The organism is Providencia sp. Marseille-Q8014, assembly GCF_965112055.1.
The window spans coordinates 3,209,437-3,236,123 of the sequence record NZ_CBCOPT010000001.1 but is presented as its reverse complement, the minus strand read 5'-3'; the positions used below and the strand labels follow the sequence as shown (position 1 = coordinate 3,236,123).

Annotated in this window: 21 protein-coding genes and 7 tRNA genes; 9 read left to right on the top strand and 19 right to left on the bottom strand. The window is 41.5% G+C overall.

The genetic code is table 11. From position 1 onward, the window contains the following. Position 1: 1 nt before the first annotated feature. Positions 2-742 (bottom strand): amino acid ABC transporter permease, encoded by a 741-nt coding sequence (locus ACWPW6_RS14340; protein ID WP_154622627.1) that lies wholly within the window; start codon positions 740-742, stop codon positions 2-4. A gap of 114 nt (positions 743-856) precedes the next feature. Then, the gene (locus tag ACWPW6_RS14335; protein ID WP_154622628.1) at positions 857-1,750 is read right to left on the bottom strand and encodes a glutamate/aspartate ABC transporter substrate-binding protein; all 894 of its coding nucleotides are present in this window, start codon (positions 1,748-1,750) and stop codon (positions 857-859) included. Positions 1,751-2,233: 483 nt separating this feature from the next. Between ACWPW6_RS14335 and ACWPW6_RS14330 the strand changes: the two genes are divergently transcribed. The 5 genes from ACWPW6_RS14330 to ACWPW6_RS14310 all read left to right on the top strand — a co-directional run bounded on the left by ACWPW6_RS14330 (position 2,234) and on the right by ACWPW6_RS14310 (position 7,219). Then, positions 2,234-2,629 (top strand): metal resistance protein, encoded by a 396-nt coding sequence (locus tag ACWPW6_RS14330; protein WP_154622629.1) that lies wholly within the window; start codon positions 2,234-2,236, stop codon positions 2,627-2,629. Positions 2,630-2,676: 47 nt separating this feature from the next. Then, complete coding sequence (locus ACWPW6_RS14325; protein ID WP_249999229.1) at positions 2,677-4,734, top strand: protein-disulfide reductase DsbD family protein; 2,058 nt, start codon at positions 2,677-2,679, stop codon at positions 4,732-4,734. After that, positions 4,731-5,459, top strand: coding sequence for a DsbA family protein (locus tag ACWPW6_RS14320; protein ID WP_154622631.1), 729 nt, complete (start codon positions 4,731-4,733; stop codon positions 5,457-5,459). The genes ACWPW6_RS14325 and ACWPW6_RS14320 overlap by 4 nt, the downstream gene beginning before the upstream one ends. A 7-nt stretch (positions 5,460-5,466) precedes the next feature. Next, positions 5,467-5,967, top strand: a complete 501-nt coding sequence (locus ACWPW6_RS14315; protein WP_154622632.1) for a protein disulfide oxidoreductase — start codon at positions 5,467-5,469, stop codon at positions 5,965-5,967. 955 nt (positions 5,968-6,922) lie between these two features. After that, positions 6,923-7,219 (top strand): hypothetical protein, encoded by a 297-nt coding sequence (locus ACWPW6_RS14310; protein WP_249999227.1) that lies wholly within the window; start codon positions 6,923-6,925, stop codon positions 7,217-7,219. Positions 7,220-7,666: 447 nt separating this feature from the next. Here ACWPW6_RS14310 and ACWPW6_RS14305 read toward each other — a convergent pair whose 3' ends face one another. Beyond that, the gene (locus ACWPW6_RS14305; RefSeq protein WP_247046799.1) at positions 7,667-8,380 is read right to left on the bottom strand and encodes an NUDIX hydrolase; all 714 of its coding nucleotides are present in this window, start codon (positions 8,378-8,380) and stop codon (positions 7,667-7,669) included. A 150-nt stretch (positions 8,381-8,530) separates the two neighbouring features. On the opposite strand from ACWPW6_RS14305, the gene ACWPW6_RS14300 reads away from it, so the two are divergent. Both ACWPW6_RS14300 and ACWPW6_RS14295 read left to right on the top strand, forming a co-directional pair. Continuing rightward, positions 8,531-9,556 carry an SPFH domain-containing protein gene (locus tag ACWPW6_RS14300; RefSeq protein WP_154625087.1) on the top strand — a complete coding sequence of 342 codons (1,026 nt, stop codon included), beginning with the start codon at positions 8,531-8,533 and terminating at the stop codon, positions 9,554-9,556. Further along, positions 9,549-10,472, top strand: coding sequence for a diacylglycerol kinase catalytic domain-containing protein (locus tag ACWPW6_RS14295; RefSeq protein WP_154625086.1), 924 nt, complete (start codon positions 9,549-9,551; stop codon positions 10,470-10,472). The genes ACWPW6_RS14300 and ACWPW6_RS14295 overlap by 8 nt, the downstream gene beginning before the upstream one ends. A 69-nt stretch (positions 10,473-10,541) precedes the next feature. Here ACWPW6_RS14295 and lnt read toward each other — a convergent pair whose 3' ends face one another. The 5 genes from lnt to miaB all read right to left on the bottom strand — a co-directional run bounded on the left by lnt (position 10,542) and on the right by miaB (position 16,135). After that, a complete protein-coding gene (lnt, locus tag ACWPW6_RS14290) occupies positions 10,542-12,086 on the bottom strand; it encodes an apolipoprotein N-acyltransferase (protein WP_249999225.1) in 1,545 nt (514 codons plus the stop codon). Next, entirely contained in the window at positions 12,086-12,970 is an 885-nt protein-coding gene (gene corC / locus ACWPW6_RS14285; protein ID WP_154625084.1) for a CNNM family magnesium/cobalt transport protein CorC, read from the bottom strand. Before corC ends, lnt begins: the two co-directional genes overlap by 1 nt. 181 nt (positions 12,971-13,151) lie before the next feature. Further along, a complete protein-coding gene (gene ybeY / locus ACWPW6_RS14280; RefSeq protein WP_249999224.1) occupies positions 13,152-13,619 on the bottom strand; it encodes an rRNA maturation RNase YbeY in 468 nt (155 codons plus the stop codon). After that, entirely contained in the window at positions 13,620-14,618 is a 999-nt protein-coding gene (locus ACWPW6_RS14275; protein ID WP_244316517.1) for a PhoH family protein, read from the bottom strand. A gap of 86 nt (positions 14,619-14,704) precedes the next feature. After that, complete coding sequence (miaB, locus tag ACWPW6_RS14270; RefSeq protein ID WP_154625082.1) at positions 14,705-16,135, bottom strand: tRNA (N6-isopentenyl adenosine(37)-C2)-methylthiotransferase MiaB; 1,431 nt, start codon at positions 16,133-16,135, stop codon at positions 14,705-14,707. Positions 16,136-16,528: 393 nt separating this feature from the next. Here miaB and ubiF point away from each other — a divergent pair, with 393 nt between their 5' ends. Continuing rightward, a complete protein-coding gene (gene ubiF, locus ACWPW6_RS14265) occupies positions 16,529-17,716 on the top strand; it encodes a 3-demethoxyubiquinol 3-hydroxylase (protein WP_247046800.1) in 1,188 nt (395 codons plus the stop codon). 81 nt (positions 17,717-17,797) lie between these two features. Here ubiF and ACWPW6_RS14260 read toward each other — a convergent pair whose 3' ends face one another. The 11 genes from ACWPW6_RS14260 to nagB all read right to left on the bottom strand — a co-directional run bounded on the left by ACWPW6_RS14260 (position 17,798) and on the right by nagB (position 24,094). After that, positions 17,798-19,138: a dicarboxylate/amino acid:cation symporter gene (locus ACWPW6_RS14260; protein ID WP_247046801.1), complete on the bottom strand. Its 1,341-nt coding sequence runs from the start codon at positions 19,136-19,138 to the stop codon at positions 17,798-17,800. 525 nt (positions 19,139-19,663) lie between these two features. Continuing rightward, positions 19,664-19,738, bottom strand: a tRNA-Gln gene (locus tag ACWPW6_RS14255). A 28-nt stretch (positions 19,739-19,766) separates the two neighbouring features. Further along, positions 19,767-19,851 (bottom strand) — tRNA-Leu (locus ACWPW6_RS14250). Between the two features lie 6 nt (positions 19,852-19,857). Further along, positions 19,858-19,934, bottom strand: a tRNA-Met gene (locus tag ACWPW6_RS14245). 71 nt (positions 19,935-20,005) lie between these two features. Beyond that, a tRNA-Gln gene (locus tag ACWPW6_RS14240) sits at positions 20,006-20,080 on the bottom strand. 33 nt (positions 20,081-20,113) lie between these two features. Beyond that, a tRNA-Gln gene (locus ACWPW6_RS14235) sits at positions 20,114-20,188 on the bottom strand. A 29-nt stretch (positions 20,189-20,217) separates the two neighbouring features. Continuing rightward, positions 20,218-20,302, bottom strand: a tRNA-Leu gene (locus tag ACWPW6_RS14230). Between the two features lie 5 nt (positions 20,303-20,307). Next, positions 20,308-20,384: transfer RNA gene (locus ACWPW6_RS14225), tRNA-Met, on the bottom strand. A gap of 428 nt (positions 20,385-20,812) precedes the next feature. Next, complete coding sequence (nagC, locus tag ACWPW6_RS14220; RefSeq protein WP_154624765.1) at positions 20,813-22,036, bottom strand: DNA-binding transcriptional regulator NagC; 1,224 nt, start codon at positions 22,034-22,036, stop codon at positions 20,813-20,815. A gap of 11 nt (positions 22,037-22,047) precedes the next feature. After that, positions 22,048-23,211, bottom strand: coding sequence for an N-acetylglucosamine-6-phosphate deacetylase (gene nagA, locus ACWPW6_RS14215; protein WP_154624766.1), 1,164 nt, complete (start codon positions 23,209-23,211; stop codon positions 22,048-22,050). Positions 23,212-23,290: 79 nt separating this feature from the next. Further along, complete coding sequence (gene nagB, locus ACWPW6_RS14210; RefSeq protein ID WP_154624767.1) at positions 23,291-24,094, bottom strand: glucosamine-6-phosphate deaminase; 804 nt, start codon at positions 24,092-24,094, stop codon at positions 23,291-23,293. A 497-nt stretch (positions 24,095-24,591) separates the two neighbouring features. On the opposite strand from nagB, the gene nagE reads away from it, so the two are divergent. Then, positions 24,592-26,577, top strand: coding sequence for an N-acetylglucosamine-specific PTS transporter subunit IIBC (nagE, locus tag ACWPW6_RS14205; protein WP_250000519.1), 1,986 nt, complete (start codon positions 24,592-24,594; stop codon positions 26,575-26,577). Positions 26,578-26,687: the final 110 nt, after the last annotated feature.

Genomic DNA, 26,687 nt, shown 5'->3' with positions numbered 1-26,687 from the left:
ATTATCGCCCTCCTAATGTGCCAGGTAAGCGAACTTTACGCTCGAGCAAGGTCATTAACACCATAATAACGATATTGATGCCAACGTAGGCGAGGGTGATCGCGGTGAATGACTCCCAAGCATGTGCAGAGTAATCCAGCAATTTACCTGCCTGTGCCGCCATATCAACTAGGCCGATAGTTGAAGCAATGGCCGAGTTTTTGACTAGGTTAAGCATTTCAGACGTCATGGGTGGCAGAATAACTCGGTATGCGTTGGGTAACAGCACATAGCGATAAGTTTGTGGCAAAGTCAGTCCCATCGCGAGGCCGGCGTTTTTTTGTCCTCTTGGCAATGATTGGATAGCGGCTCTGACTTGTTCAGTCATACGAGCAGCAGTAAATAAACCAAGACACAGCGTAGAAGAGATAAAAAATTGATAGTTAGGATCTAAATCCATTTTAAACCAATCACCAATAGATTGAGGTAACAGCTCTGGGATCACTAAATACCAAGTGAAAAACTGTACAATCAAAGGCACATTACGAAATAGCTCAACGTAAACAGTTCCCGTCATCGCGAGAAAGCGATTTGGAACAGTCCGTAAGATGCCAAAAAATGAACCGACGAGAAATGCGATGATCCAAGCACAGATGGAAAGTGCGACGGTAACTTCTAAGCCAGATAATAACCAACCTAAATAGGTGGTATTCCCAAATGGGGCTTCCTGTAGGAAAATCCCCCAATTCCAATCAATTGACATAATTCTACTTCCTGTGGGCAATTAGATTGACCCTACTACTGGTAAGAAAGTGCAAGGCGGGGAACGACCGCCTTGCAAATCTCACTTCAGTAACACCCTGTTTGTCTTTTTTATTTAGTTTAGAGCTTTGTCATTAGGTGATTTGAATAGTGTTTTCATTTCATCTGATAACGTGAATTTTAAGTTAAGATTTTTTGGTGGAATAGGTTGATTGAACCACTGGTTAAATGACTTCTCAGCGGTGCCATCTGTTTGTACTTTAGCGATAGTTTCATCGACCAGTGCTTTGAATTGAGGGTCATCTTTGCGCAGCATACAACCGTACGCTTCTTCAGACTGTGGTTTACCTACAATTTCCCAGATGTCGGGTTTTTTCGCCTTCGCACGCTCACCTGCTAGTAATGCGTCATCCATCATAAAGGCAGCGGCACGGCCAGACTCCAGTGTACGGAAAGAGTCACCGTGGTCTTTTGCACTGATGATGCGCATCTTCATATTTTTTTCGTCATTAAGTTTATTGAGTAAAATTTCAGACGTTGTACCAGAAGTGACGACAACGTTTTTACCCGCGAGATCCGCAAAATCTTTAACTCCAGAGTCATTTTTAGTCAGTAGGCGAGTCCCTACAATGAAAATAGTATTTGAGAAAGCGGCTTGTTTTTGTCTTTCTAAATTATTGGTGGTTGAGCCACATTCAAAGTCATAGGTACCGTTTTGTAATAGAGGAATGCGGTTCTGTGATGTGATTGGAATGAGTTTAACTTCAAGATTAGGTTTATTAAGTTTCTTTTTGACCGCGTTAACAATCTCGTTGGAATAGTCTTGAGAATAACCAACCACCTTTTGGCTGTTATCGTAATAAGAGAATGGCACTGATGATTCACGGTGCCCGACAACAATGACACCATTGTCGTTAATTTTTTTTAGTGTACCGGTCAATTCTTCGGCTTGAACGGCACAGGTCGCACCTAACACCATCATAGATAATACAATCTTGCTCATACGCATAGTTACAGCTCCTTTCTGAGATCGGGTATCTGTCTTGTTTGTTGTGCTTGCTGATGTCTCGTTGATTCAATTGGAGTCGCGATCATCGGCTGTATGTTTTATTATTGTTAAAAACTAAATAAAAATGTTAAATAATGAAAACGAATTGTTTCAAAATCGGGAGCTGTCTCGCATATTATTTGGGCAGTTCCTAATTTGTTGCACTATTGCTGGGAAAAACGCGCTAAAAAAGCGAGTTATGCACCATTAGAGTGAAAAACAAGCTTATTTTTCGATGTCGTAAAGTTATAATGCATTTTACGTACCAGTTTTTAGAGAAAATGGATAAATCTGACGGGGATTTGTAAAGTTAGATTATGTTACTTGTGTAAGGACGTTTGCTGTGTAAGATGTAACCTTTAGTAAATTGGTTAAATTTTAATAGTGGATTAACTAATCTGTATTTAACAGTGTGCATTTCAGGACGAATAGATAGAGACACGCATGAACAGGCAACTTAAATTAGGCAAAGGATTAGTATTACTCGCCTGTCTGATGGTTTTACTTTGTATGAACCAAAGAGCCCTCGGAGAGCGTCTTTTCGCCCATTTTTCGCCTCAATCCCCTGTTATACAACTGCAACAGAATGCACCGTCAGCTATTTTCCAAACCCCACAAATAGACGATAAAGGCTCTCACCTGTCTACCTGTGAGTTGAGTGCAAAATCCCTATTAACATTAACGCCAGCGGTTATTGAACCTTTTTTCTTTTTATTTCTATCAATCGCTGCATTAAGTCTTTTTTGCTCTAATCTATTCTCACGTCGAACAAATCGTGAAGATAAGCACCCACCACCTAAAGTTAGACTTCATCTACAATATTGTAATCTTCGAGATTAGAACACCATTGCGTTCGGCATGTTGGTGTTTTTTATTCTGGAGGAATTATGCGTTTTTTTATTAATGCGTTAATTATTTTGTCTGCCCTTTTATCTGGCATGATACATGCTGCGGATACTGGCTGGTTGACAGATAAACATAATGATCACGCAAAAGTACGTTTTTTAAGCGCTTCTCAAAAAGATGGGAAAGTGGCTTTATTATTGGATGTCCAACTACAGGATGGGTGGAAAACGTATTGGCGTTCTCCAGGAGAAGGGGGGATAGCCCCTGAGATCAATTGGCAATCACCTATCAAGAATATGGAGTGGCAGTGGCCAGCTCCAGGGCGTTTTGATGTCGCAGGGATTTCAACGCAGGGCTATATGGGGGATGTTGTTTTCCCTATTATTGTCGATGTGGATGAAAAGCTTAATAAACTTTCGGGTGTGTTAACGCTATCGACTTGTAGTAATGTCTGTATCTTAACGGATTACCCTTTTGAGCTTGATTTAACCGAGCCTGCGCCTTCAAACTTTGAATGGGCGTTTAATCAAGCGATGGGGAGTGTTCCGCCATCCAAAGGCTTAGTGAAAGATCCGACTGTTGGATTCACTGGCGATAAATTAGTGATTGAGCTGCAAAAGGCCTCTGGGGAACCTTGGCGTCACAACGCTGGGATCTTCACGGACACACCAGAAGGAACAACGTTAGGCGTTCCGAAGGTGAGTGTTGCGGATGGAAAATTGACCGCGACGATTGACGTCAGTGATGACTGGGGAGATAAAGCACCTGATCTTACAGGAAAAAATATCTCTTTTGTTGTCACAGAGGGTGAACTCTCACAACAAATTGATGTACCCGCTACGCCTTTTTCAGGGGTAATTAATCAAGGAAATAGCGGGCAGGCTATTCCACTGTGGCAGATCCTCGCCTTTGCCTTACTGGGTGGTTTGATTTTAAACCTGATGCCTTGTGTATTGCCTGTTCTTGCCATGAAACTCGGTTCAGTTTTAATGGTGCCGCAAGGTGAACAAAAAACTATCCGCCGGCAGTTCCTCCTATCGTCCTCGGGGATCCTTGTATCCTTCTGGTTACTCGCGTTGTTAATGACGTTATTACGGGTAGGTCAGCAAGCCGTAGGCTGGGGGATCCAGTTCCAAAATCCTTGGTTTATCGGGTTTATGGTCTTAATCACCGGAATCTTCACGGCTAACTTGTTTGGTTTGTTCGAAATCCACTTAGGCAGTAAGGCGAACACGCGTTTAGCAACTGCGGGGGGACAGGGTAATCGTGGACATTTCTGGCAAGGGGTATTTGCGACGTTACTTGCTACGCCATGCTCCGCACCATTTTTGGGCACAGCAGTGGCATTTGCATTGGCGGCACCTATCGAAGAGTTGTGGCTTGTCTTCACTGCGCTTGGTTTAGGAATGAGTTTGCCTTGGCTACTGATCGCTGCTTTCCCTGCGATTTCACGTCTACTACCTAAGCCTGGCGCGTGGATGAATAAACTTAGAATCATCCTTGGTATGATGATGCTGTTGTCATGCTTATGGTTGATCAGTTTGCTGATCCCGCATTTCGGTGAAATAGCTGCATTAATAATCGCTATTGTCTTTTTATTATTACTTGTTGCATTTATTTGGAAAAAATACAGTTTACGAGCGGCATCTGTCGCATTTGTATTGTTTGCGTTGCTCGCGGCTGGGTTCGCTTGGGTGACCATGGAACAAACCACGGGTAGCCGCAATATTGTACAAGATAATGTGAATTGGCAGCCTTTAAGTGAAGAGGCGATAACACAAGCCCTGTCAGAAAATAAGCGTGTGTTCATCGATGTAACTGCTGATTGGTGTGTGACCTGTAAGGCAAATAAATATAATGTATTGTTAAGAGATGATGTACAGCAATTATTAAATGAGCCAGATGTTGTGGCATTAAGAGGGGATTGGACTAAACCCTCACCTGAAATTACCGCGTTTTTACAAAAGCGTGGGCAAGTGGCCGTACCATTTAACCAAATTTATGGCCCTAAGTTGGCAGAGGGTGAAATACTGTCAACAATACTTGATCGTGACGTTTTATTATCAATTATGAATGAGGCCAAAGGAGCCGAAAAATGAAAAAAACGATTGTAGCTGTCCTGTTTTCATCGCTAGTGTTTGGTGCAACTGCTCATGCGGCTCCATTAACAGCAGACCAAGAAGCGCAAGTTCGCAAACTGGTACGTGATACGTTGGTTGAAAATCCTGAAATACTAGAAGAAGCGATTGTTGCGTTGCAAGCTAAACAAGGCGAAAAGCAGCAAGCGCAGATGAAAGAAACCCTTAAAGCTGAGCATGATAAGCTGTTTAATGACCCTGCAAGCCCTCGTATCGGTGCTAAAGACGCTAAATTAGTTTTAGTTAACTTTACCGATTATAACTGTCCATTCTGTAAGCGTTTTGACCCTCAGTTAGAAGAGATAGTGAAGAAATACCCAGATGTTGCGGTGGTGATAAAGCCACTACCATTTAAAGGTAAAACGTCTGTTGAATCTTCACAATTAGCGCTGACATTGTGGGAAAAAGATCCAAAAGCATTCCAAGCCTTGCATCAAAAATTTATGCAAAAACAAGGAATGTTAACGGATGAAAACATTAAGCAAGCATTGAAGGCAACAGGTAACGAGAAACTGGTTGCTAATGATAAGAGCATGGAGACTATCCGTACGAATATGATGTTGGCTGAAAAACTGGGGGTTAATGGGACACCTGCAACTCTAGTTGGCGATGAAATGATCCCAGGAGCTATTGATACTCAACAACTGGAAGCAATTGTTAAAGCGCAATTAGAAAAAGTTAAGTAAGGAAAATATGGCTAGACTGAGAAAGTGGTCAAAAGAAATTATTGGTTTGGTGGTGATTCTGTTCATCGTCTTTACGGTAATGGATTTTTGGCGAAAACCTGAAAGCCTAGCTCCCGTTTTGCTTGAGCCACAAATGCTTGCAACAGGCGATAGTGTCTCGTTAGCAGAATTAAGCAAAAAACAGCCTGTTTTGGTTTATTTTTGGGCGACTTGGTGTGGGGTGTGTAAAATCACCTCACCGACTGTTGCTGATATAGCCAAATCAGGTGTTCCTGTTATTTCTGTTGCGATACGTTCAGGTGATAGCCAACGCTTGTTGGTGGGAATGGAAAAAAAGGACCTTAATTTTCCTGTCATTAATGACATGAATGGGCAACTCGCTAATGCCGTTGGTATAAGTGCTACGCCGACATTTATGATTATTGATAAAGGTGAAATGGTCAGTTTTACCAGTGGCTACACTAGCTATTGGGGACTTAAAGCACGCCTGTGGATGGCTTCTTTTTAATGAATGTCTTCGTTAGAAGGTTTGACAGTGTTATCAAATTTGCGTGAGGGATTAGGCTGAGCGATATACGTCGTTGCAAAGAAGCATTGTATGAGTGAATTTAAAACGTGTTAACGCGATTTGGAGCATATTATTTTTTACGTTAGTGAGCGCGGTTATCAGCTTAAAAATATTACTTTTCTGTGCCCTTAATTTATATAGACGTATCGCTCTTATCCCAAACGGCTAATACATCATGGCGTGACTCATTATCAAATTAGCCTTTCTTGATTCAATCTAAGTAAGGCTTTTTTATCCTTAAATGGCGCATTAAGCTTAGCTGGGGGGCTTGAAAAGCCTACTGTTACAATGCTTTTCTCGTGTTCTATAATGGTATTTTGGGTACGGTTGCTTATCGCCTATATTGACGTTGTTATCTCACGTCTCCACGTAACTTATCTTTTTTTGATTAAACCGGTAATAGCATCACTCTGTTAGGAATACTTATCTGTTTTTATGGTTACTATTTGGCAAGATAAGGTGTTTAATGATAATAGATAAATGACTATTTTTAATATTGATAATAATACATGCTCGATAAATAATCGAGTAATGAATTACAATTCTTTTAATAAGTTAATATTTGGCGGGGCGACTTTAATTAATCAGAATTAGAGAATGTTACAGATTTAATTTGGTTAGACATTATGAGTATTAGTCGAAAAGGAATTGAGTAATTTAACTTTATTTTGAATAAACAAATTCAGTATGGGTAAATAGAAAATCTAAATAAGAAAATCATGGTGGAATTTTAATAGGGTAGTCGTTCTTAATGAGAGCGCAAACTGCATAAAGATAAAAAACAAAATGAAAATAAAAAATATTGTCTTTTTTGATTTTATTTAATTTAAATTTTACCAACTTATACTATTGTTAATGGTGCAAGTTAAATATTAATTTAAAAAAGGAATGTAAGATGACTAATATTGTTAAAAATATATATTCGATTTCTGGTACTTCTTCTGAGGGAATCGTGGTTGAATTTAGTTACCAAAGAATGGATGATAGTGAGTTCTTATCACCACCTATTAAAGGTGACCTCAAATTTCTTGGTGGATCCGCAGAGGTATTTATGGCGTACTGGAACTATTATACAGAGTGTAAACTAAACTCAAAACCAGCAGATAAAATGGAATTGGAAATTATATTCCTTCCACCTAATGAAAATGTACCGAGTAACACGGTTGGTATTGCTATTTGTCGATATAAATAAGCACTACTATCATTTTAAAAAATAATTAATTGATGATGACTACTTTTATTAAACAAGTCTTCTAGTCTTGGGGGAAGTAGTCATCATTACTCGATAAGAATAAAAAATAAGGTTATAGCTTATTAAGCTGAGTTAGAAAAATGCTTTAATTTAAAAAATGCCATATTAGATGATGTAATTTACGGATAAATGATGCGGAGGGGAATAGAACGCATTTTTATATTGAGTATGCCACTATTTTTAATAAAAAATGAATATGGCATAATAAACTCATTTGCAAATTAATTTTCTCGTGAGCGATATCATTTTTGCAATGATTTGAGCGACCAGAGCCAATCAATTAATGAACTGGGATATATCATCATATTTATCGATGTATGACAGTATAGTGTTTGGTAATATAAAACCCTGTATTAAAAATACACACAAGGTTTTATAGTATTAAGATTAAAACTCCAAATTACGGATAAAACGGTAATCTGCTGATTCCGGTTTTAGACGATATAAGTTTGCTGGTCTACCTGTTTCTTGGCGTTTCTCTCCGGTATCAATTAATAAGTCGGCTTGTTCTAAGCGACGACGAAAAGATTTTTTTTGCAGTGTTTTACCAATGAGAACTTCATGAACGCGTTGCAATTCTGTCAGTGTGAAAACGTCAGGTAAGGCAAACCCTGGCACAATTGAATATAGCGATTTTTGTTTTAATCGTTCACGTGCTTGTCGATAGAGTTCATTATGGTCAAAGGCCAGTGGCATATTTTCAATTTCGTCAATTGTCACCCATTTAGCCGACTCAACACTATCAATATCGTGTTGGCATGCTTGATAGGCGATAAGAGCGGTATAACAAACCGTTACTGACCAGCCTCGTTTATCTCGGCTATCATTACCAATAGTGCAGAGTTGTTCTATGTAAGGTGGGATGACCCCCGTTTTTTCTTTCAGCTTACGTAAAATAGCGTGTTCAAGTGTTTTGTCTTGAGTTTCATCAATAAACCCGCCAGGTAATCCCCACATCCCCTTATTCGGATAATTCGCGCGTTCAACAATCAATACTTTCAGCGTTTCTTCATGGTAGGTAAACAGGACGCCATCCACAGTGACAAGCGGGGAAAGATAGGCGTTTCTATCATATTTAGCTAAATATTCTTGTTCATTCATAGTGTTATGACCATAAAAGCAGATTTATGTTGATGGTAATGATGATACGTTAAAATTTTCTTTGTGTCATTAAGACACTTATTGCTTGACATGTTAGTGTCTATAGGACAATAATATATTATTGTCACAAGGACACTAAAGAGGTTAACTATGTTTAATATTAATTATTTCAAGGCCAATTCTTCGAGTTTTATTATCAAATCAGTCAATGGCAAAGTGATTAAGCAAGGTAAGGGGCTCAGTTTTTGGTATAACTCTGCGACAACATCCATTTCTGTATTACCACTGAATGCACTTGAAGCGCCATTTATTTTTAATATGCAATCTGCTGATTTTCAAAGTTTACGGATTCAGGGGCAGGTTTCATTTCAAATTAGGTATCCTGAAAAAACGGCGGATGTGCTTAACTATAATCTTGCTCAAGATGGTCAGTCTTATGCCTCTGAAGATCCTCTAAAGCTCAGTGATAGAATCGTTCGTAGTGTACAAACGCTCATCCAAGCCAAAATTCAACGCACTTCAATGCGTGATGCATTGTTGATGGGGCAAACATTAGTTTCTGAAGTAACTCATCAGTTGGCTGTCCATGATGCATTGGCAACATTAGGAATCGAGGTTCTGGATATTTCGATAAGCGCAATTACCCCTTCACCAGAGACCTTAAAAGCGCTTGAAGCAGAGGCTAGAGAGTCAATTCTTAAAGAAGCCGACGATGCTATTTACGCTAGACGTAAATTTTCTGTTGAACAAGAACGCATGCTGAAAGAGGCTGAACTTGAAACAGACTTGTCTATTCAAAACAAGCAGCAACAAATTGAAGAGGCGCGCTTAGAAAATGAACGTACTCTATTGCGTGAAAGCGCTGAACTCGAACAAGAAAGATTGGCTGCCAAAGTCAATGAAGAAGCTAAACGCAATGAGCTGGTGGCTTTAAGCGTTGAAAATCAACGCATTCAATCCGATGCCGATGCGTATGCTATCCAAGCAAAAATGAAGGCTTATCGAGAACTCCCCGTGGAAAACTTAAAAGCAATGGCGTTGGCAAAAATGAATCCAGAGCAATTAATGGCAATGGCATTCGAGTCATTAGCGTTAAATGCGGGAAAAATTGGTGAGTTAAATATTTCGCCTGATCTATTTAGCCAAATAGTTAAAAAGGGCGCTAAACATGCATAGATTAGATGATGTTCGCTTTGTTTTGATTATGCGTAAAACGCGTATGCAGGAGTTGATTGAACGTTTTAATACATGGTCACAAGCCAAGTTTTATTTAGAACACAATCATGTTGAGGTCAATGATTATCTGGAAGAGCATAATCGGTATCTGAAGCAATTAACTGAGGCTGAAGCGATTCTTAGGTCATTGGGAAGATTCCAACTATTAGAACGCTCATTGCTGCCAAGCTATCAGTTTTCTCATCGTGATATTGTGATTGTCATAGGGCAGGATGGATTGGTTGCAAATGCATTGAAATATTTAAATGGTCAGCCTGTCATTGCAGTAAATCCAGATCCTACTCGCTGGGATGGTAAGTTATTGCCCTTTGAGATTAGTCAGCTTCGAGAAACCGTTTTAAAGACATTAAAAGAAAAGATGCCGAGTAAATCCATTACGTTTGCGCAGGCGACAACCAACGATGGACAGACATTATTAGCCGTGAATGATCTTTTTATTGGTCCTAAGAGTCACACATCTGCTCGTTATAAACTTAACTGGAATGGTCAGCAGGAATTTCAATCTTCATCTGGCATCATTGTTTCCACAGGATTAGGTTCAACCGGGTGGTTCCAGTCTATTTTAGCGGGCGCTTTAGCTGTGATGGGGGAGACCTCTCATCCTTTATCTCAAGGATTTTCTTGGGAGGAAAGTAAATTACAATTTAGTGTTAGGGAGCCTTTTCCGAGCAAAACTACAGGGGTTAAATTGGTTTTCGGTGCCATTGATAGCCATTCACCTCTTCAGCTGGAATCACTTATGCCAGAAAATGGCATCATTTTTTCAGATGGGATTGAGGACGATTATTTGCATTTCAACTCGGGCTGCATTGCCTCTATTGGTATTGCAAAGGTAAAAGGGCAATTGATTGGTTAAATGCTTAGTAATAAACAAGTTAAATAATAACCCCAGTAGTTTTACTTGGCATACTATTGGGGTTGATTATTATTTATTTGAATTGTTTTTTGGCCGGCGATCTAATGACAGCGCGATGAATATAAATATGACAACCACTCCCCACATAGGCCAATTACTCCAGCGCGCATACGGCGTTAAACCTGTGGTTGGAATAATTGATGTCGATAGTGTTGCCGCTTTAAATTGAGGTAATTCAGCTTGAACAGTTCCGTCTGCACGAATAACGGCGGTGACACCATTATTGGTGGCGCGTAATAGCGGGCGCCCAAGCTCTAAGGCTCTCATGCGTGCCATTTGGAAATGCTGCCATGGACCGATCGATTTACCAAACCATGCATCATTAGAAATGGTGAGCAGGTAATCGCTATCAGGTTGAAAGTTATCGCGAACCTGTGTACCTAGAATAATTTCATAGCAAATTGCAGCAGTCAGATGCATATTACCAACCGCAAGTTGAGCTTGCTGATAATCACCACGACTAAAACCAGACATTGGTAGGTTAAAGAAAGGTGCGATAGGGCGTAAAACATCTTCTAGTGGAACAAACTCACCAAATGGAACTAAGTGGTGTTTGTTGTAGCGATTTTGGGACGGATATAGGTAAGGTTTTTTGTCACCTAATACTATGATTGTATTGTAAAACTCATACTCACCATCAATAGGTCGAGCATCGACAATCCCCGTGATGAGCCGAGTATTTGATTCTGCCAGCACTTTATCCAGTGATTTTAACCAAGATTGGTTATCAAGCTCAACGGACGGAACCGCTGATTCAGGCCAGATAATTAATGAGGCTTTGCCGATATACGGGCTAGATAGCTTAAGATAGGTATCTTTAATTTGTTGTAAGTAGCTTGCTTCCCATTTCATTGCCTGTGGGATATTTCCTTGAACTAAAGCGACGTCGGTCGCTTTTGATTCTAATGGGGTATACCACTGAAGATTTTTAAGCGTAAAAGGCGCAAAAAGTAGTACCGCCGCAATGGCAAGTACACTAAAACGACGACGCACGAGAGATAAAACAATCAATCCACTAATACTAAACAGTATTAAGGTAATCATTTCCACGCCGAAAATAGGGGCAAGCGCTTTCAATGGACCGTCGATTTGGCTGTAACCAAATTGTAGCCACGGAAAACCTGTAAGAACCCAGCCACGGAGAAATTCAGTAAGCTGCCAAATTGCAGGGGCTGCAAATACGAGTCGCCATACGTTTGCTGTTGGAAAAAATCGACTGAGTAGATAACCAAACAGCCCTGTGTATAAAGAAAGGTATGCCGCGAGCAATATAACGAGAAAAACGTTGACGGCTTCCGGCATACCGCCAAAGTCAGCAATACTGACATAAACCCAATTAACACCTGAGCCAAATAGGCCAAAGCCCCAGACAAAGGCAATTGCAAAGGATTGTTTGGCAGTGCGATGTAAGGTTAATAATTGGAGAAAGAGAATCGACAGGAGTGCCGCAGGCCATAAATCAAAAGGCGAAAAAGCCAGTGTACCACTGGCTCCGAAAATTAAAGCCAGTAGCAGGCGTAACCACTGACTTTGATAGGATGGCGCTAAGTTCATTAACTCTTTTCTTCATCTAAGGTTGGGACGGGAGCGCCATTAGGAATTTTTACATGCAGTAAAATAATCCGACGGCTATCCGCCATTGCAACTTTAAATTGATAGCCATCTATCGTGATAGTTTCACCTCGTGATGGCAAATGGCCGAAGGCTTGCATAACTAGGCCGCCGACAGTATCAACTTCATCGTCACTAAAATTAGTGTCAAACGCGTCATTGAAGTCTTCAATTTGGGTCAACGCTCTAACTGAATAGGAGTGCTGACTGAGTTGACGAATATCAACATCGTCTTCATCATCATACTCATCTTCAATTTCCCCAACAATAAGCTCTAAGATATCTTCAATGGTAACAAGTCCAGAAACACCGCCAAATTCATCAATAACAATGGCCATATGGTAGCGTTGTGAACGGAACTCTTTTAACAAGCGGTCGACCCTTTTACTTTCAGGGACAACAACAGCTTGGCGCAACACTTTGTCAATACTGAATGGCTCGGCATCGGTACGCATGAATGGCAATAAATCTTTTGCCATTAATAGCCCTTCAATATGATCTTTGTCTTCACTGATAACAGGAAAACGAGAGTGTGCGGAATCGATGATGACATCAAGGCACTCATCCAGCGTTTGATTTCGTTTTAACGTCACAATCTGGGAACGCGGGATCATAATGTCACGTACCCGCTGATCGGCAATATCCATGACGCCTTCTAGCATGTCACGAGTATCTGGATCGATAAGGTCATTTTGCTGAGAATCACGGATCAGCTCGACCAAGTCATCACGGTTTTTAGGTTCACCATGGAAGAGGTGGTTTAATAGTGCAAAGAACCCTTTCTTAGGGCCAGGGTTGTCACTACTCGAAGAGTTATCGTCGCTCATGGCGTTTAATTAATTATTCCTCAATTAATAATAAGATTTATTAAGTTAACCAGTCAGTCGTTTAGGGGGATAATACACTCCTGCGAGTGTTCAACAAAAAGTGATATTGTTCACATTTACACCCTAAACGACAGGCTTTAAAGTTACTCAGCTAATATTTAACATAAAAATAGACTATGGGTCATTCTTTTTCTACTAGATAAGGATCAGCATAGCCCAATTCAGCTAAAATTTCTGTTTCTAGGCTTTCCATTTCTTCTGCTTCATCATCTTCAATATGGTCATAACCCAGCAGATGTAGGCAGCCATGTACCACCATATGTGCCCAATGCTCTTCCGCACTTTTTTGCTGTTCAATGGCCTCTTGTTCAACCACTTGGCGACAAATAATTAAATCACCAAGTAACGGTAATTCAACTTCCGGAGGTGATTCAAAGGGGAATGATAACACGTTAGTCGGTTTATCTTTGCCGCGATAAGTCAGGTTTAAATGGTGACTTTCTTCTTCATCAACAATACGAATGGTGACTTCACTTTGTGCTTGAAACTTAGGTAATACAGCTTCCAACCAGCGTTGAAATAGGACTTCGCTGGGTAACTCAGTTGTTTCTTCACAAGCAAGTTGTAAATCGAGAATGACTTCACGCATTTAATGGTTTTCCTGCTTTTCTAATTCTTTTTGTTGTTCCCGTTCTTCTTTGAGTTGCTGACGACGTTTGCTATCTTGCTCTTCCCATTTTTCATAGGCAATAACGACTTTCGCCACCACTGGGTGACGCACAACGTCTTCGCTATGGAAGAAATTAAAACTCAATTCATCGACGTCGGAGAGAACCTCAATGGCATGACGCAAGCCTGATTTATTGCCTCGTGGTAAATCGACTTGAGTGATATCCCCTGTAATTACGGCCTTAGAGTTAAAACCGATACGAGTCAGGAACATTTTCATTTGCTCAATGGTGGTATTTTGGCTCTCATCTAAAATAATGAAGGCATCATTGAGTGTACGACCCCGCATATAAGCCAGTGGTGCGACTTCAATGACATTACGTTCGATGAGTTTCTCAACTTTCTCGAACCCAAGCATCTCAAAGAGTGCGTCGTAAAGTGGACGCAAATAAGGGTCCACTTTTTGACTCAGATCGCCCGGCAAAAAACCAAGTTTTTCGCCAGCTTCAACGGCTGGTCGAGTTAAGAGAATACGGCGTACTTCTTGGCGTTCAAGTGCATCAACGGCTGCTGCAACGGCAAGATACGTTTTCCCTGTACCAGCGGGGCCAATACCAAAGGTAATATCATGATCTAAGATATTCGCAATGTATTGGGCTTGATTTGGTGTTCGCGGCTTGATAACACCACGCTTGGTTTTGATATTAACGGCTTTGCCATAATCCGGGATGCTATCTGCGGCTTGCTCTAATACGCGGCTTTCAGAGATAGCAAGATGGATTTGTTCGGGGTCAATATCAGGGATCACGCCACGTATTGGGGCAGTCTCAACATAAAGTTGGCGTAAAATTTTACTGGCAGCTTGAACGTTAAATGGCTTGCCTGATAATTTGAAACGGTTATCACGACGATTAATTTCGATCGCAAGTCTGCGTTCTAGTTGCTTGATATTATCATCAAATGGCCCGCAAAGGCTCATTAAGCGTTGGTTATCTGCGGGCTCTAGAAAGATCTCTTGTGTTGCTATTTGCAACGGTTTTTTATCGGTCACTGAGTATCCTATCTTTAGGGTTGGTAGTTACCCACTCCAAGCTCATCTTCTTTACGAGTACGTGCGATGACGGAAGCTGGTGATTCGTGAACGCGTAAGTCCATTTGGTCTTCTGTGCGGATCACTTTACCGCGTAGTGAGTTGGCATAAACATCGACAATCTCTACGTCAACAAACTTACCAATCATATCGGGTAAGCCTTCAAAGTTGACTACACGGTTATTTTCAGTACGTCCTGAAAGCTCCATAACATTTTTACGAGAAGGGCCTTCGACTAAAACACGCTGCACTGTTCCCAACATAGCACGGCTATAGCTCATTGCTTGCTGATTTATGCGCTGTTGTAAGAGATAGAGACGCTGCTTTTTCTCTTCTTCGCTAACATCATCTGGTAAGTCAGCTGCCGGTGTACCTGGACGTGCTGAGTAAACAAAGCTAAAGCTCATATCAAAATTGACATCGGCGATGAGCTTCATGGTTTTTTCAAAGTCATCATCGGTTTCGCCAGGGAAGCCAACAATGAAGTCAGAACTAATCAAAATATCTGGGCGTGCTTTTCGTAATTTACGAATAATGGCTTTATATTCGAGTGCGGTATGAGCACGTTTCATTAACGTTAAGATGCGATCTGAGCCACTTTGTACAGGCAAATGCAGGAAGCTGACTAACTCAGGAGTATCTTCATAGACTTCGATGATATCGTCAGTAAATTCAATGGGGTGGCTAGTGGTAAAACGAATACGGTCGATACCATCAATTGCCGCCACTAAACGAATTAATTCGGCAAAAGTACAAATTTCACCATCGAAAGTTTCACCACGATAAGCGTTTACGTTTTGGCCGAGTAGGTTAACTTCACGTACACCTTGTGCTGCTAATTGTGCAATTTCAAATAAGATATCATCACAAGGGCGACTGACTTCTTCACCACGTGTATAAGGTACGACACAGAATGTACAATATTTATTACAGCCTTCCATGATAGAAACAAATGCGGTAGGGCCTTCAGCGCGAGGTTCTGGAAGGCGGTCAAATTTCTCAATCTCAGGGAAGCTAATATCAATAACAGGGCTGCGAGTGCCTTTTACTTGATTAATCATTTCAGGCAAACGGTGTAGCGTTTGTGGGCCAAAAACAATGTCGACACTCGGTGCGCGTTGACGAATAAAATCCCCTTCTTGAGAGGCAACACAGCCACCGACACCAATGATGATATCAGGATTACTATCTTTAAAATTTTTCCAGCGCCCAAGCTGATGGAAAACCTTTTCCTGCGCTTTTTCACGGATCGAGCAGGTGTTCAACAGTAAGACGTCTGCTTCTTCAGGAATTTCAGTGATCTGATAACCATGGGTGCTTTCTAATAATGATGCCATTTTAGATGAGTCGTACTCATTCATTTGGCAGCCCCATGTTTTAATGTATAACTTTTTATTCGTCGACATGTTTATATCCGGTGTTTTCGAAGTGGCTTAGTATAATGGACTCCGAAACGCGTTGTATACCCGTTATACTTCAAGCAGCGGCGCTATACGCGCGTGCTCGAATTATTTTGTGTATAAATCCAAAGTCCTGTCCCGTTTTGGGAAGGCGTACGCATTTTTGATCACAAACATCACTCTATGATACGAAAAATGTCAAAATAGCCAGGCTCGAAAATTCTAAGGCTATGCGATACGCACTCTCAAAGACAGGTTATCGCCCATTGTTTTAAGATTAACGTGTATTGTATTCATTTGAAGCACCAGTGACCAGAGTCTGTGATAGAGATATTCCCTGTCAGTGTAACAATTTTTCGGTACACTACATAAATCAAACAGTTAATAGTAGCTAATGTAATGAATAAATTAACAGAATATTATGATGTTGTCGTGGTTGGGGCTGGCATGACAGGTGCAGCAGCAGCTTTGGGGTTTGCTCAAGAAGGGCTGAGTGTTGCATTACTCGAAAAAGCAGAACCAGCAGCATTCGATGTGAACAGCTCACCTGATGTTCGTATTTCTGCGATTAGTCGTTCATCTGTCGATTTACTCAAGCAACTTGGCGCTTGGCAGCATGTTGAAGCGATGCGTAGTGCGCCTTATCGGCAATTAGAAACGTGGGAAGAGCAGGGGAGTAACGTTGTTTTTGATGCCCATGACTTGGGGCTACCTGAACTGGGTTTTATGGTAGAGAATCGCGTTTTACAATTAGCGTTATGGCGAGAATGCGAAAAATACACTAACCTCGAGCGAATTTGTCCGGCACAGTTAACACATCTTTATCAACCTCATGGTCAAAAAGATTGGGTAATATCTTTGGATGATGGGCGTGATTTGCAAGCGAAGCTGGTTATTGGTGCTGACGGTGCCAATTCTCAAGTGCGCAAATTGGTGGGGATTGGCAGCCGTGGTTGGCAGTATCGCCAATCTTGCATGTTGATTACAGTGAAAACGTCGGAGCCACAGCAAGATAAAACATGGCAGCAATTTTTCCCATCGGGGCCTAGAGCATTTCTACCGCTTTATGATAACTGGGCGTCATTGGTTTGGTATGATAGCCCTGCCAAAATTCGCCGTTTGCAGTCAATGTCGATGGAGCAACTGACGGGGGCCATTTATGAAGCTTTCCCTGAACGTGTGGGGAATGTCGTCGCGGTTGCTTCTGGGGCGTTTCCACTCACCCGTCACCATGCGAATCGCTATGTTATCGAGGGGCTTGCATTGGTTGGTGATGCTGCCCATACCATCAATCCATTGGCTGGACAGGGTGTGAACTTAGGCTATCGCGATGTCGATGTGTTACTTAACGTGGTGACGCAAGCGAAAGAATACCTAGAGCCTTGGTCGTCTCTTGAAGTGCTAAAGCGTTATCAGCGTCGTCGTTTACCTGATAATTTAGTCATGCAAGCGGGCATGGATGTATTTTACATGGCGTTTAGTGAGAACTTGCCAGGTTTGAAAGTACTGAGAAATCTTGGTTTGATGGCAGCGCAACGTGTTGGAGAAGCGAAGAAGCTAGCACTGAAGTATGCTTTAGGGCTTTGAGCGTCATTTCAAATTAATAAGCCATAAGGGGAAGTCTCATCACAATGAGGCTTCCCCGATGAGGTTATCGCGAGGCGCTAATTATTTATCTTTCGCAACATCAAATGGCTGAGCATGATGGGAAGGGATTTCAACGTTTTCTTCAGTAATAATTGAATCGATACTTTCCCCTTTTGCTGCAAATGCCCTAGTCAGTTTGTCGGTATCTAATTCTTTTTCCCAACGTGCAACGACGATACAGGCACAAGCATTCCCCACCAAGTTAGTGAGTGCACGACATTCGGACATAAAGCGGTCGATACCTAAGATTAATGCCATACCTGCTACGGGAATACTTGGAACGACCATCAGTGTTGCCGCTAGAGTAATAAAACCGGCTCCAGTAACGCCTGCGGCACCTTTTGAACTGATCATTGCCACAAGTAACAGTGAAACTTGCTCCCAAATTGTTAGGTCAATATTTGTTGCCTGGGCAATAAATAACGCTGCCATGGTCATATAAATATTGGTGCCATCAAGGTTAAATGAATATCCTGTTGGAATCACTAAGCCAACGACAGATTTTTCACACCCTGCATGCTCCATCTTCCTCATCAAGCTCGGTAAGGCTGCTTCAGAGGATGACGTACCTAAGACTAGCCAAAGCTCATCTTTAATATATTTGATGAGTTCAATAATGGAGAAGCCATTATATTTAGCAACCGCACCTAATACGATAAGTACAAACAATAATGACGTAATATAGAACGTCATGATCAGCATCATTAAGTTGCCGATAGAAGAGATACCATATTTACCTATCGTGAATGCCATCGCACCAAATGCACCGATAGGAGCCAGTTTCATTAGCATGGCAACCATTTTGAACACAGGTTCAGAAAAGTTTTGCAGTAATTTCACAATTGGCTCACCGTGCTTACCGGTAGCAGCAAGTGCTAAACCAAAAATCACCGCAATAAATAACACTTGAAGGATATTCCCGTTCACAAGTGGGCTAATGACAGTATCAGGAATGATATTCATCAAGAAACTGACAATCGATGATTCGTGAGCTTTCTCTACATAACCTGCGACTTTGCTACTATCAAGAGTTGCAGGGTCAATATTCAGACCTGAGCCAGGGCGAATAATGTTAGCCACGATCAAACCAATGATAAGTGCAATGGTTGAGAAGGTAATAAAGTAGAGCATGGCTTTTCCAGCAACACTCCCGACGGCCTTCATGTTGCTCATGCCTGAAATGCCAGTCACGACGGTTAAGAAGATGACTGGTGCAATAATCATTTTAACGATCTTGATGAAGGCATCACCAAGTGGTTTTAAGGATTCTCCGATATCAGGAAAAAAGTGACCAAGTGCGATACCTAGCACGATGGCGACAATGACCTGTACATATAGGATTTTATAGAGTGGTTGTTTCATCATGTTTTGCATAAATTTTCTCTGTAAAGTATTGCATTGCTGCAATTTATAATTATTAGGTTGTGAGAACTTTTTATTTATTTGGGGTCATGAGTTGGATAATGCATGAGTCATGGCGGAAGGTAGAGGGATCCCGAAAGCCATTAATCGGTACTAACCAAAATCTGACTGGAGATTACCACTATTAGTCGTTATGAAAAAATGACTAAAATCACATAATTGATATCAGAGATAATTAAAAGTAAAAAAAATGTTCTAATTGTTATTTTATGATGCTTATAGGTAATAAGAACAGGTAAACCCCAGCATTATGGTTATTAAAAGGAGGGGGGTAGTTACCTTAAATAGGGAAAAGTCTGAAAGTTAATTGGTGAAAATGTGAGTAAAACTTAATAATTGAAGTGAAATAAATAAAAGTCAGGGTTAAGTGTTTCTATTGGAAGGCGAATAATAATAAGCAAAAAAAAACCACCCTTAATAAAGGATGGTTTCTTATAACCCGTACTAAGACCGGCTATATAAATATGGCTGGGGTACCAGGATTCGAACCTGGGAATGCCAGGATCAAAACCTGGTGCCTTACCGCTTGGCGATACCCCAATACTTAATTTTATTCCCTAGAAGGGAATGGTGCGGGAGGCGAGACTTGAACTCGCACACCTTGCGGCGCCAGAACCTAAATCTGGTGCGTCTACCAATTTCGCCACTCCCGCAAAACATGGTGGCTATGACGGGATTCGAACCTGTGACCCCAACATTATGAGTGTTGTGCTCTAACCAGCTGAGCTACATAGCCATCTATACAGTTAATCTATCTTTATAAAGTTACTGTATGGGATTATTAAGACATTCCTTGGAGAGGAGAGATGGCTGGGGTACCAGGATTCGAACCTGGGAATGCCAGGATCAAAACCTGGTGCCTTACCGCTTGGCGATACCCCATCCGAGGATGTCTTCAAATTTGTTGATTTAAGATGGCTGGGGTACCAGGATTCGAACCTGGGAATGCCAGGATCAAAACCTGGTGCCTTACCGCTTGGCGATACCCCAATCTTAAATTCTATTACCGAGAAGGAAAATGGTGCGGGAGGCGAGACTTGAACTCGCACACCTTGCGGCGCCAGAACCTAAATCTGGTGCGTCTACCAATTTCGCCACTCCCGCAAACATGGTGGCTATGACGGGATTCGAACCTGTGACCCCAACATTATGAGTGTTGTGCTCTAACCAGCTGAGCTACATAGCCATCTTTTTGCATTACCTTCATCGGCGTTGCGGGGCGCATTATGCTAATTACAGCTGAGACAGTCAACTGCTTTTTTCACTATTTTTGTGAAAATGCGTCCGTTTGTTTGATGAATAATCATTTTGTCGATAAAGACAGCAAAAAACAAGACTTGCATCAAAATAACGGAAGTGTGTCACATGAAGGCGATTATCTCTGCTGCGATATATCGTAATAAATTATGATGTAAATAATGAAGTTAGAAAACAAACAGTCTCCGTCAAAATTCTCAACGGTATTGTGCGAATTAAGGCTTAGTTTTTACGTTTATTAGCATGAACATGGCACGATATAAACATCTGAGTCTTTATTTTTTGTCTAATTTAATGCACAAAAAACCAGAAATGCAACGGGCAAATTCTGGTTTTTTTGAACAATGATAAAAAGGACTAGTTATCGAGGAGTTTTTGGAGTAATTCACCATTGAGCATGGCACGTTTAGTCAGGGCGAATGCGCCAATTGCCGAGTTATGAACTAATTGCGAAGTCACAACGGGTAAATTTTCGCGAAATCCCTTCAAAGCTTGTGTATCAATACAGCTTTGAATCGCAGGTAGCAATACCTGCTCAGCTTCGGTGATATCACCCGCAATCACTACTTTTTCAGGGTTAAATAAGTTTATTGAAATGGCGATAGCTTTACCGATTTGGCGGCCCACATGCTGAATGACTTCCGTTGCGAGTGGATCATTTTTATTTGCGGCTTGGCAAATTTGTTGAATGGTGCATTGCTCCAGTGAGAGTGAGCTGACAAAGCCTTGTTCTAAGCGTTGTTTTACCCGATTTTCAATAGCTTGATTGGAAGCGATTGTTTCAAGACAGCCAAAGTTGCCGCAATGACACAGCTCACCTAAAGGGTCCACTTGAATATGCCCAATTTCACCGAGATTCCCCCGATGATTTAGCAGAATTTCATTGTTGATAACCAACCCAGCACCTGTACCCCGATGTATTCTCACCAGTAGTGAGTCTTCACAATCCTTGGTGGCGCCAAAGTAGCTTTCAGCTAACGCGAGACTGCGAATATCATGACCCACATAGCAGGTAATTTTAAAATGCGCTTGTAAATTATCAATGAGATGCCAATTATCTACTTTGATATGCGGCATATAGTGAACGATACCGTTATGAGGGTTCACAAGGCCCGGTAAGATCACGGATATTGCAATAAGCTCTTTAATGCGTCGTTGATTGAGAGCAATAAAGTCTTCAATCGCTTCAGTCAGTTTTTGCTCTAAGGCTTGTTGGGATGGCGCTGAGATAGGGTAATGGGCATCATTGAGCAGTTTGCCGCTTAAATCATACAGTGCGACGGTAGCATCATAACGACCCAAGCGCACACCTATCGTATGAAAGTTTTTATACTCAGATACGATAGATATGGCACGTCGGCCTCCGGTTGAGGCCTGTTGGTCGACTTCTTTAATTAAGCCGCGTTCGAGTAGCTGACGAGTGATTTTGGTGACACTTGCAGGCGCAAGTTGGCTCTGTTCTGCGATTTGGATGCGAGATATAGGACCCTGTTGGTCAATTAGGCTATATACCACGGCACCGTTGAGTTGTTTTACCAGATCAATATTACCAATTTGCTTTAGCGAGTGACTATGGTTCATCAGCTATATACTCATTTTTTGTAGACTTCCTCTCCATTGACATAAGTTGATAGGATTTGGAAGTCGTGGTTAAACGCAGTTAAGTTTGCAACCTTACCCGGTGCAATCGAGCCTAAGCTAGATTCGACACCAATGGCTCTTGCGGGATAAAGTGTTGCCATCCTTAATGTTTCATCTAATGCGATACCGACATGTTCTACCGTATTTTTAACTGCTTCAATCATTGTTAGTGATGATCCGCTGAGGGTTCCGTTCTCATCAACACACAATCCATCACGGTAGTATATGGTTTTGCCTGCGAAGATAAAATGATCCATTTCACCAGTTTGTGGATCAATACCAGCAGGCGCTGTAGCGTCCGTAACTAAAACTAATTTATCACCTTTCAAGCGCTTACTGTTACGAATATTTGCCCATTGAACATGAAGACCATCTGCAATAATGCCAGCATACACTTCAGGAGTATCATAAATTGCCCCAACTAAGCCTGGGCCTCTCCCTGAGATATATGGCATTGCATTAAATAAATGGGTCGAGAAACCAATACCTGCTTTAAAACCAAGACGAGCTTCTTCATAGGTTGAGTTTGAATGGCCCGCTGAAACCACAATACCAGCGTCAGTGAGTTGTCGGATATAGGACTCATCCACTATTTCAGGCGCTAAAGTGACTTTGGTAATCGCATCAGCATGCGCCACTAAATGCGCTATCATTTCTGCTGAAGGTTTACGAATAAACTCAGGATTGTGAGTACCTTTTTTAATCACGTTGATGTAAGGGCCTTCTAGATGTAATCCAAGAGCTTGATGATGATGAGTTTTTAGATATTCAGTCATCACCTCAATGGCATGTTTCATGAGGTCATCAGAACAAGTAATTAACGTTGGTAGGTAGCTTGTGCATCCGGTACGTTCATTGGCTTTTTGCATTATCTCCAGATGCTTCAGTGTCACATTTTCTTTGTTGTCATTGAATTGGACACCACCGCAGCCATTGACTTGTAGATCAATAAAACCGGGAGAAAGAATCGCACCTTGTAAATCATGTTGCTCGATACCTGCTGGGAGTTGGTTTAATGGGCAGATATCTTTAATAAGAGCACCATCAATGATGACGGCGTGATTATCTAGTCTTTCATGACCGGTATATATAATACAATGAGTTAGTGCATACATAGTCTTTGGCTCCTGACTTCTGGAGAGATAAACTTCGGGTCACCGACTTGCTTTCACAAGTCGGGTGTTCGAATGATTATTAATTAAATGCTTCGATAATGTCTGATTCTAATTGACTGAAATATTTTAGCGTTTTTACTTTTAGCTCAAGTGTCGCTGGCTCATCACAGACGATCAGTGCTTTTTGGTGCATCTGTACGCAACTGACGGTCCATAAATGGTTGACTGAACCTTCAACCGCGGCTTGTACAGCGTTTGCTTTATTCGCACCAGTCGCTAATACCATCAATTCTTCGGCATCCATTAACGTTGCGACGCCAACGGTTAATGCATACTTAGGAACTTGGTTCACATCGTTATCAAAGAAGCGTGAGTTAGCGATACGAGTCTCTGGTGTTAACGTCTTGATGCGCGTACGAGAGCTTAATGATGAACCGGGTTCGTTAAATGCGATGTGCCCATCGTTACCCACACCACCCATAAAGAGGTTAATTTTGCCGTAGGATTTGATCTTGTCTTCATAACGTTGACATTCCGCATCAACATCAGGTGCATTACCATTGAGTAAATTGATGTTTTCTTTTTGAATATCAATGTGATTGAAAAAGTTTTCATACATAAAGGTATGATAACTTTGTGGATGATTTTCTGGGATACCGACATATTCATCCATATTGAAGGTGACAACATGCTTAAAGCTCACTTTGCCAGCTTGATATAGAGCAATAAGCGCTTTGTAGGTTGCAAGCGGGGTTCCACCGGTTGGCAAACCTAGCACAAAAGGACGCTCGGCAGTTGGGTTAAATGCATTGATTTTGTCTACGATATATTGTGCAGACCAAATCCCAACGGCGTGAGCCGTTTTTAGTGGCAGAAGCCTCATGATACTTACCTCTAGTAACAGTCTGTTAATTCTATGAAATCTTGAATATTTTTTATCTGGCGTAGCTTAATCGTCATGGCATAGGTTGCAATTCCGTGATTGTTTTCCGTTGCCGATATGCACTTTCGCTACTCTCCAGTTGCTATGTCCCTGAGTTTTATTAATTAACTATAGGATGTTTCAGGGAGTACAGATTCTCTATTAGCTATAAAGCTAAATCCAGTGGATAAGTTATTTTTAATCATAAAATAAGTTTTCAATAATAGCCACTAATTTAGGCGGATAATGAAATTTATCATTGACATTTATCACAAATCACACCTATTTATTTTGTATCGCGAAAGAATTCAACTAGACTATGAAATTGCTACGCTCAATCACCTAAACTATTATCAAGGTGTATGAACAATAAGATCCCGTAAATGGGGCAATACTGGGCTATAAAGGGGGAGTTTGTGAATATTCTTAGCTACTTACAGCGGATTGGTAGGGCATTGATGGTGCCTGTGGCAGTATTACCTGCCGCCGCGATCCTGATGGGTATTGGCTATTGGATTGACCCAGATGGGTGGGGTGCCAATAGTGCAATCGCAGCGTTACTGATAAAATCAGGTGCAGCTATTATTGATAATATGTCTGTGCTGTTTGCTATCGGTATCGCTTATGGTATGTCAAAAGATAAAGATGGTGCAGCTGCACTGACGGGGTTTGTCGGTTTCTTAGTGGTAACAACATTATGTTCACCGGCGTCTTACTCCATGATTATGAATGTTCCGCTTGAAAATGTGCCAGCGGCTTTCAATAAGATTAACAACCAATTTGTCGGTATTCTTGTTGGTGTGCTCTCTGCTGAGTTATATAACCGTTATAGCGGGGTAGAGTTACCAAAAGCATTGTCATTCTTTAGTGGACGCCGTCTTGTCCCGATTTTGACATCGTTCCTAATGATCATCCTTGCTTTTGTGCTGATGTATGTTTGGCCGGTAGTTTATAATGGCCTAGTCTCATTTGGTGAGAGTATCAAAGATTTAGGTTCAGTGGGTGCTGGTGTTTATGCCTTCTTTAACCGTTTACTGATTCCAGTCGGTCTACACCATGCCTTGAACTCGGTGTTCTGGTTTGATGTTGCAGGAATTAACGATATTCCTAACTTCCTTGGCGGTGCTAAGTCAATTGAAGAAGGTCTGGCAATTCCAGGTATTACGGGGCGTTATCAGGCTGGTTTCTTCCCGATCATGATGTTCGGTTTACCAGGGGCGGCATTAGCGATCTATCATTGTGCACGTCCTGAAAATAAAGCGAAAGTCGCTGGTATCATGCTGGCCGGTGCTTTTGCCGCATTCTTTACGGGTATCACTGAGCCACTTGAATTCTCATTCATGTTTGTGGCACCAGTATTGTATGTTATCCATGCGTTCTTAACTGGTATTTCGGTCTTTATTTCTTCATCAATGCAGTGGTTATCAGGATTTGGCTTCAGTGCGGGCTTAGTCGATATGCTGCTGCAATCACGTAACCCTCTTGCATTACAATGGTGGATGCTGATTGTTCAAGGGCTTGTTTTCTTCTGCATCTATTATGTTATCTTCCGCTTCATGATCCGTAAGTTCAACCTGATGACGCCGGGCCGTGAAGAGAGTGCTGGTGATGAAACTATCGATGGCTATGATGAGAATCTAAGCCCAGCCGATAGCTCAGAAAGCGACATTCAAAAAGAAGCGCGCCAATATGTTGCGGCAGTGGGGGGAAGTGACAACATTACAGGTATTGATGCATGTATCACTCGTCTTCGTTTAAGTGTGAAAGATTCTAGTGTTGTTAATGATGCGATGGCAAAACGTCTTGGTGCGTCAGGGGTTATTCGTCTGAACAAACAAAGCGTTCAAGTTATTGTTGGTACCCGTGCTGAGTTGGTTGCATCTGCCATGAAAGAAGTGATGGCGAAAGGGGCCATTGCCGGTTCGGCGCCAGCCGCAGCGGCACAAACGACAAAAGTAACTGAGCCAACAAAGGCGAAAGGTGAAACTATTCTGTCACTGGTTGCGCCAGTGAGTGGTGAAGTTTATTCTCTTGATGATGTGCCTGATGAAGCATTCTCTAGCCGTATCGTCGGGGATGGTATTGCGATCAAACCGACTAGTGATGAAGTGTTAGCACCAGTAGCGGGCACCGTTGTGAAAATTTTCGAAACGAACCATGCATTCTGTATTGAAACAGATAATGGCGTTGAGTTAATTGTTCACATGGGCATCGATACCGTTGCTCTAAAAGGTGAAGGCTGTGCTCGTTTAGTGGAAGAAGGTAGTGAAGTTCAAGCAGGAACACCGATTCTGAAGCTGGATATCGCCTTCTTAGAAGCGAATGCAAAATCCATGATTAGCCCAGTAATTATCAGTAATATTGATGATTTTGCCGGTGTTGAAATTTTAGCTAGTGGTAATGTAACGGCAGGCGAAACCGTTATTTACAACGTACTAAAATAAGAGTTTGCAAAGATATAATTGACAGAGCAAAGGGAGGCAATCGCCTCCCTTTTTTGATCGACAGGCCAATGTTAATTTGGCGGAATCTCAATGCAGTTTGTCTGATTTGC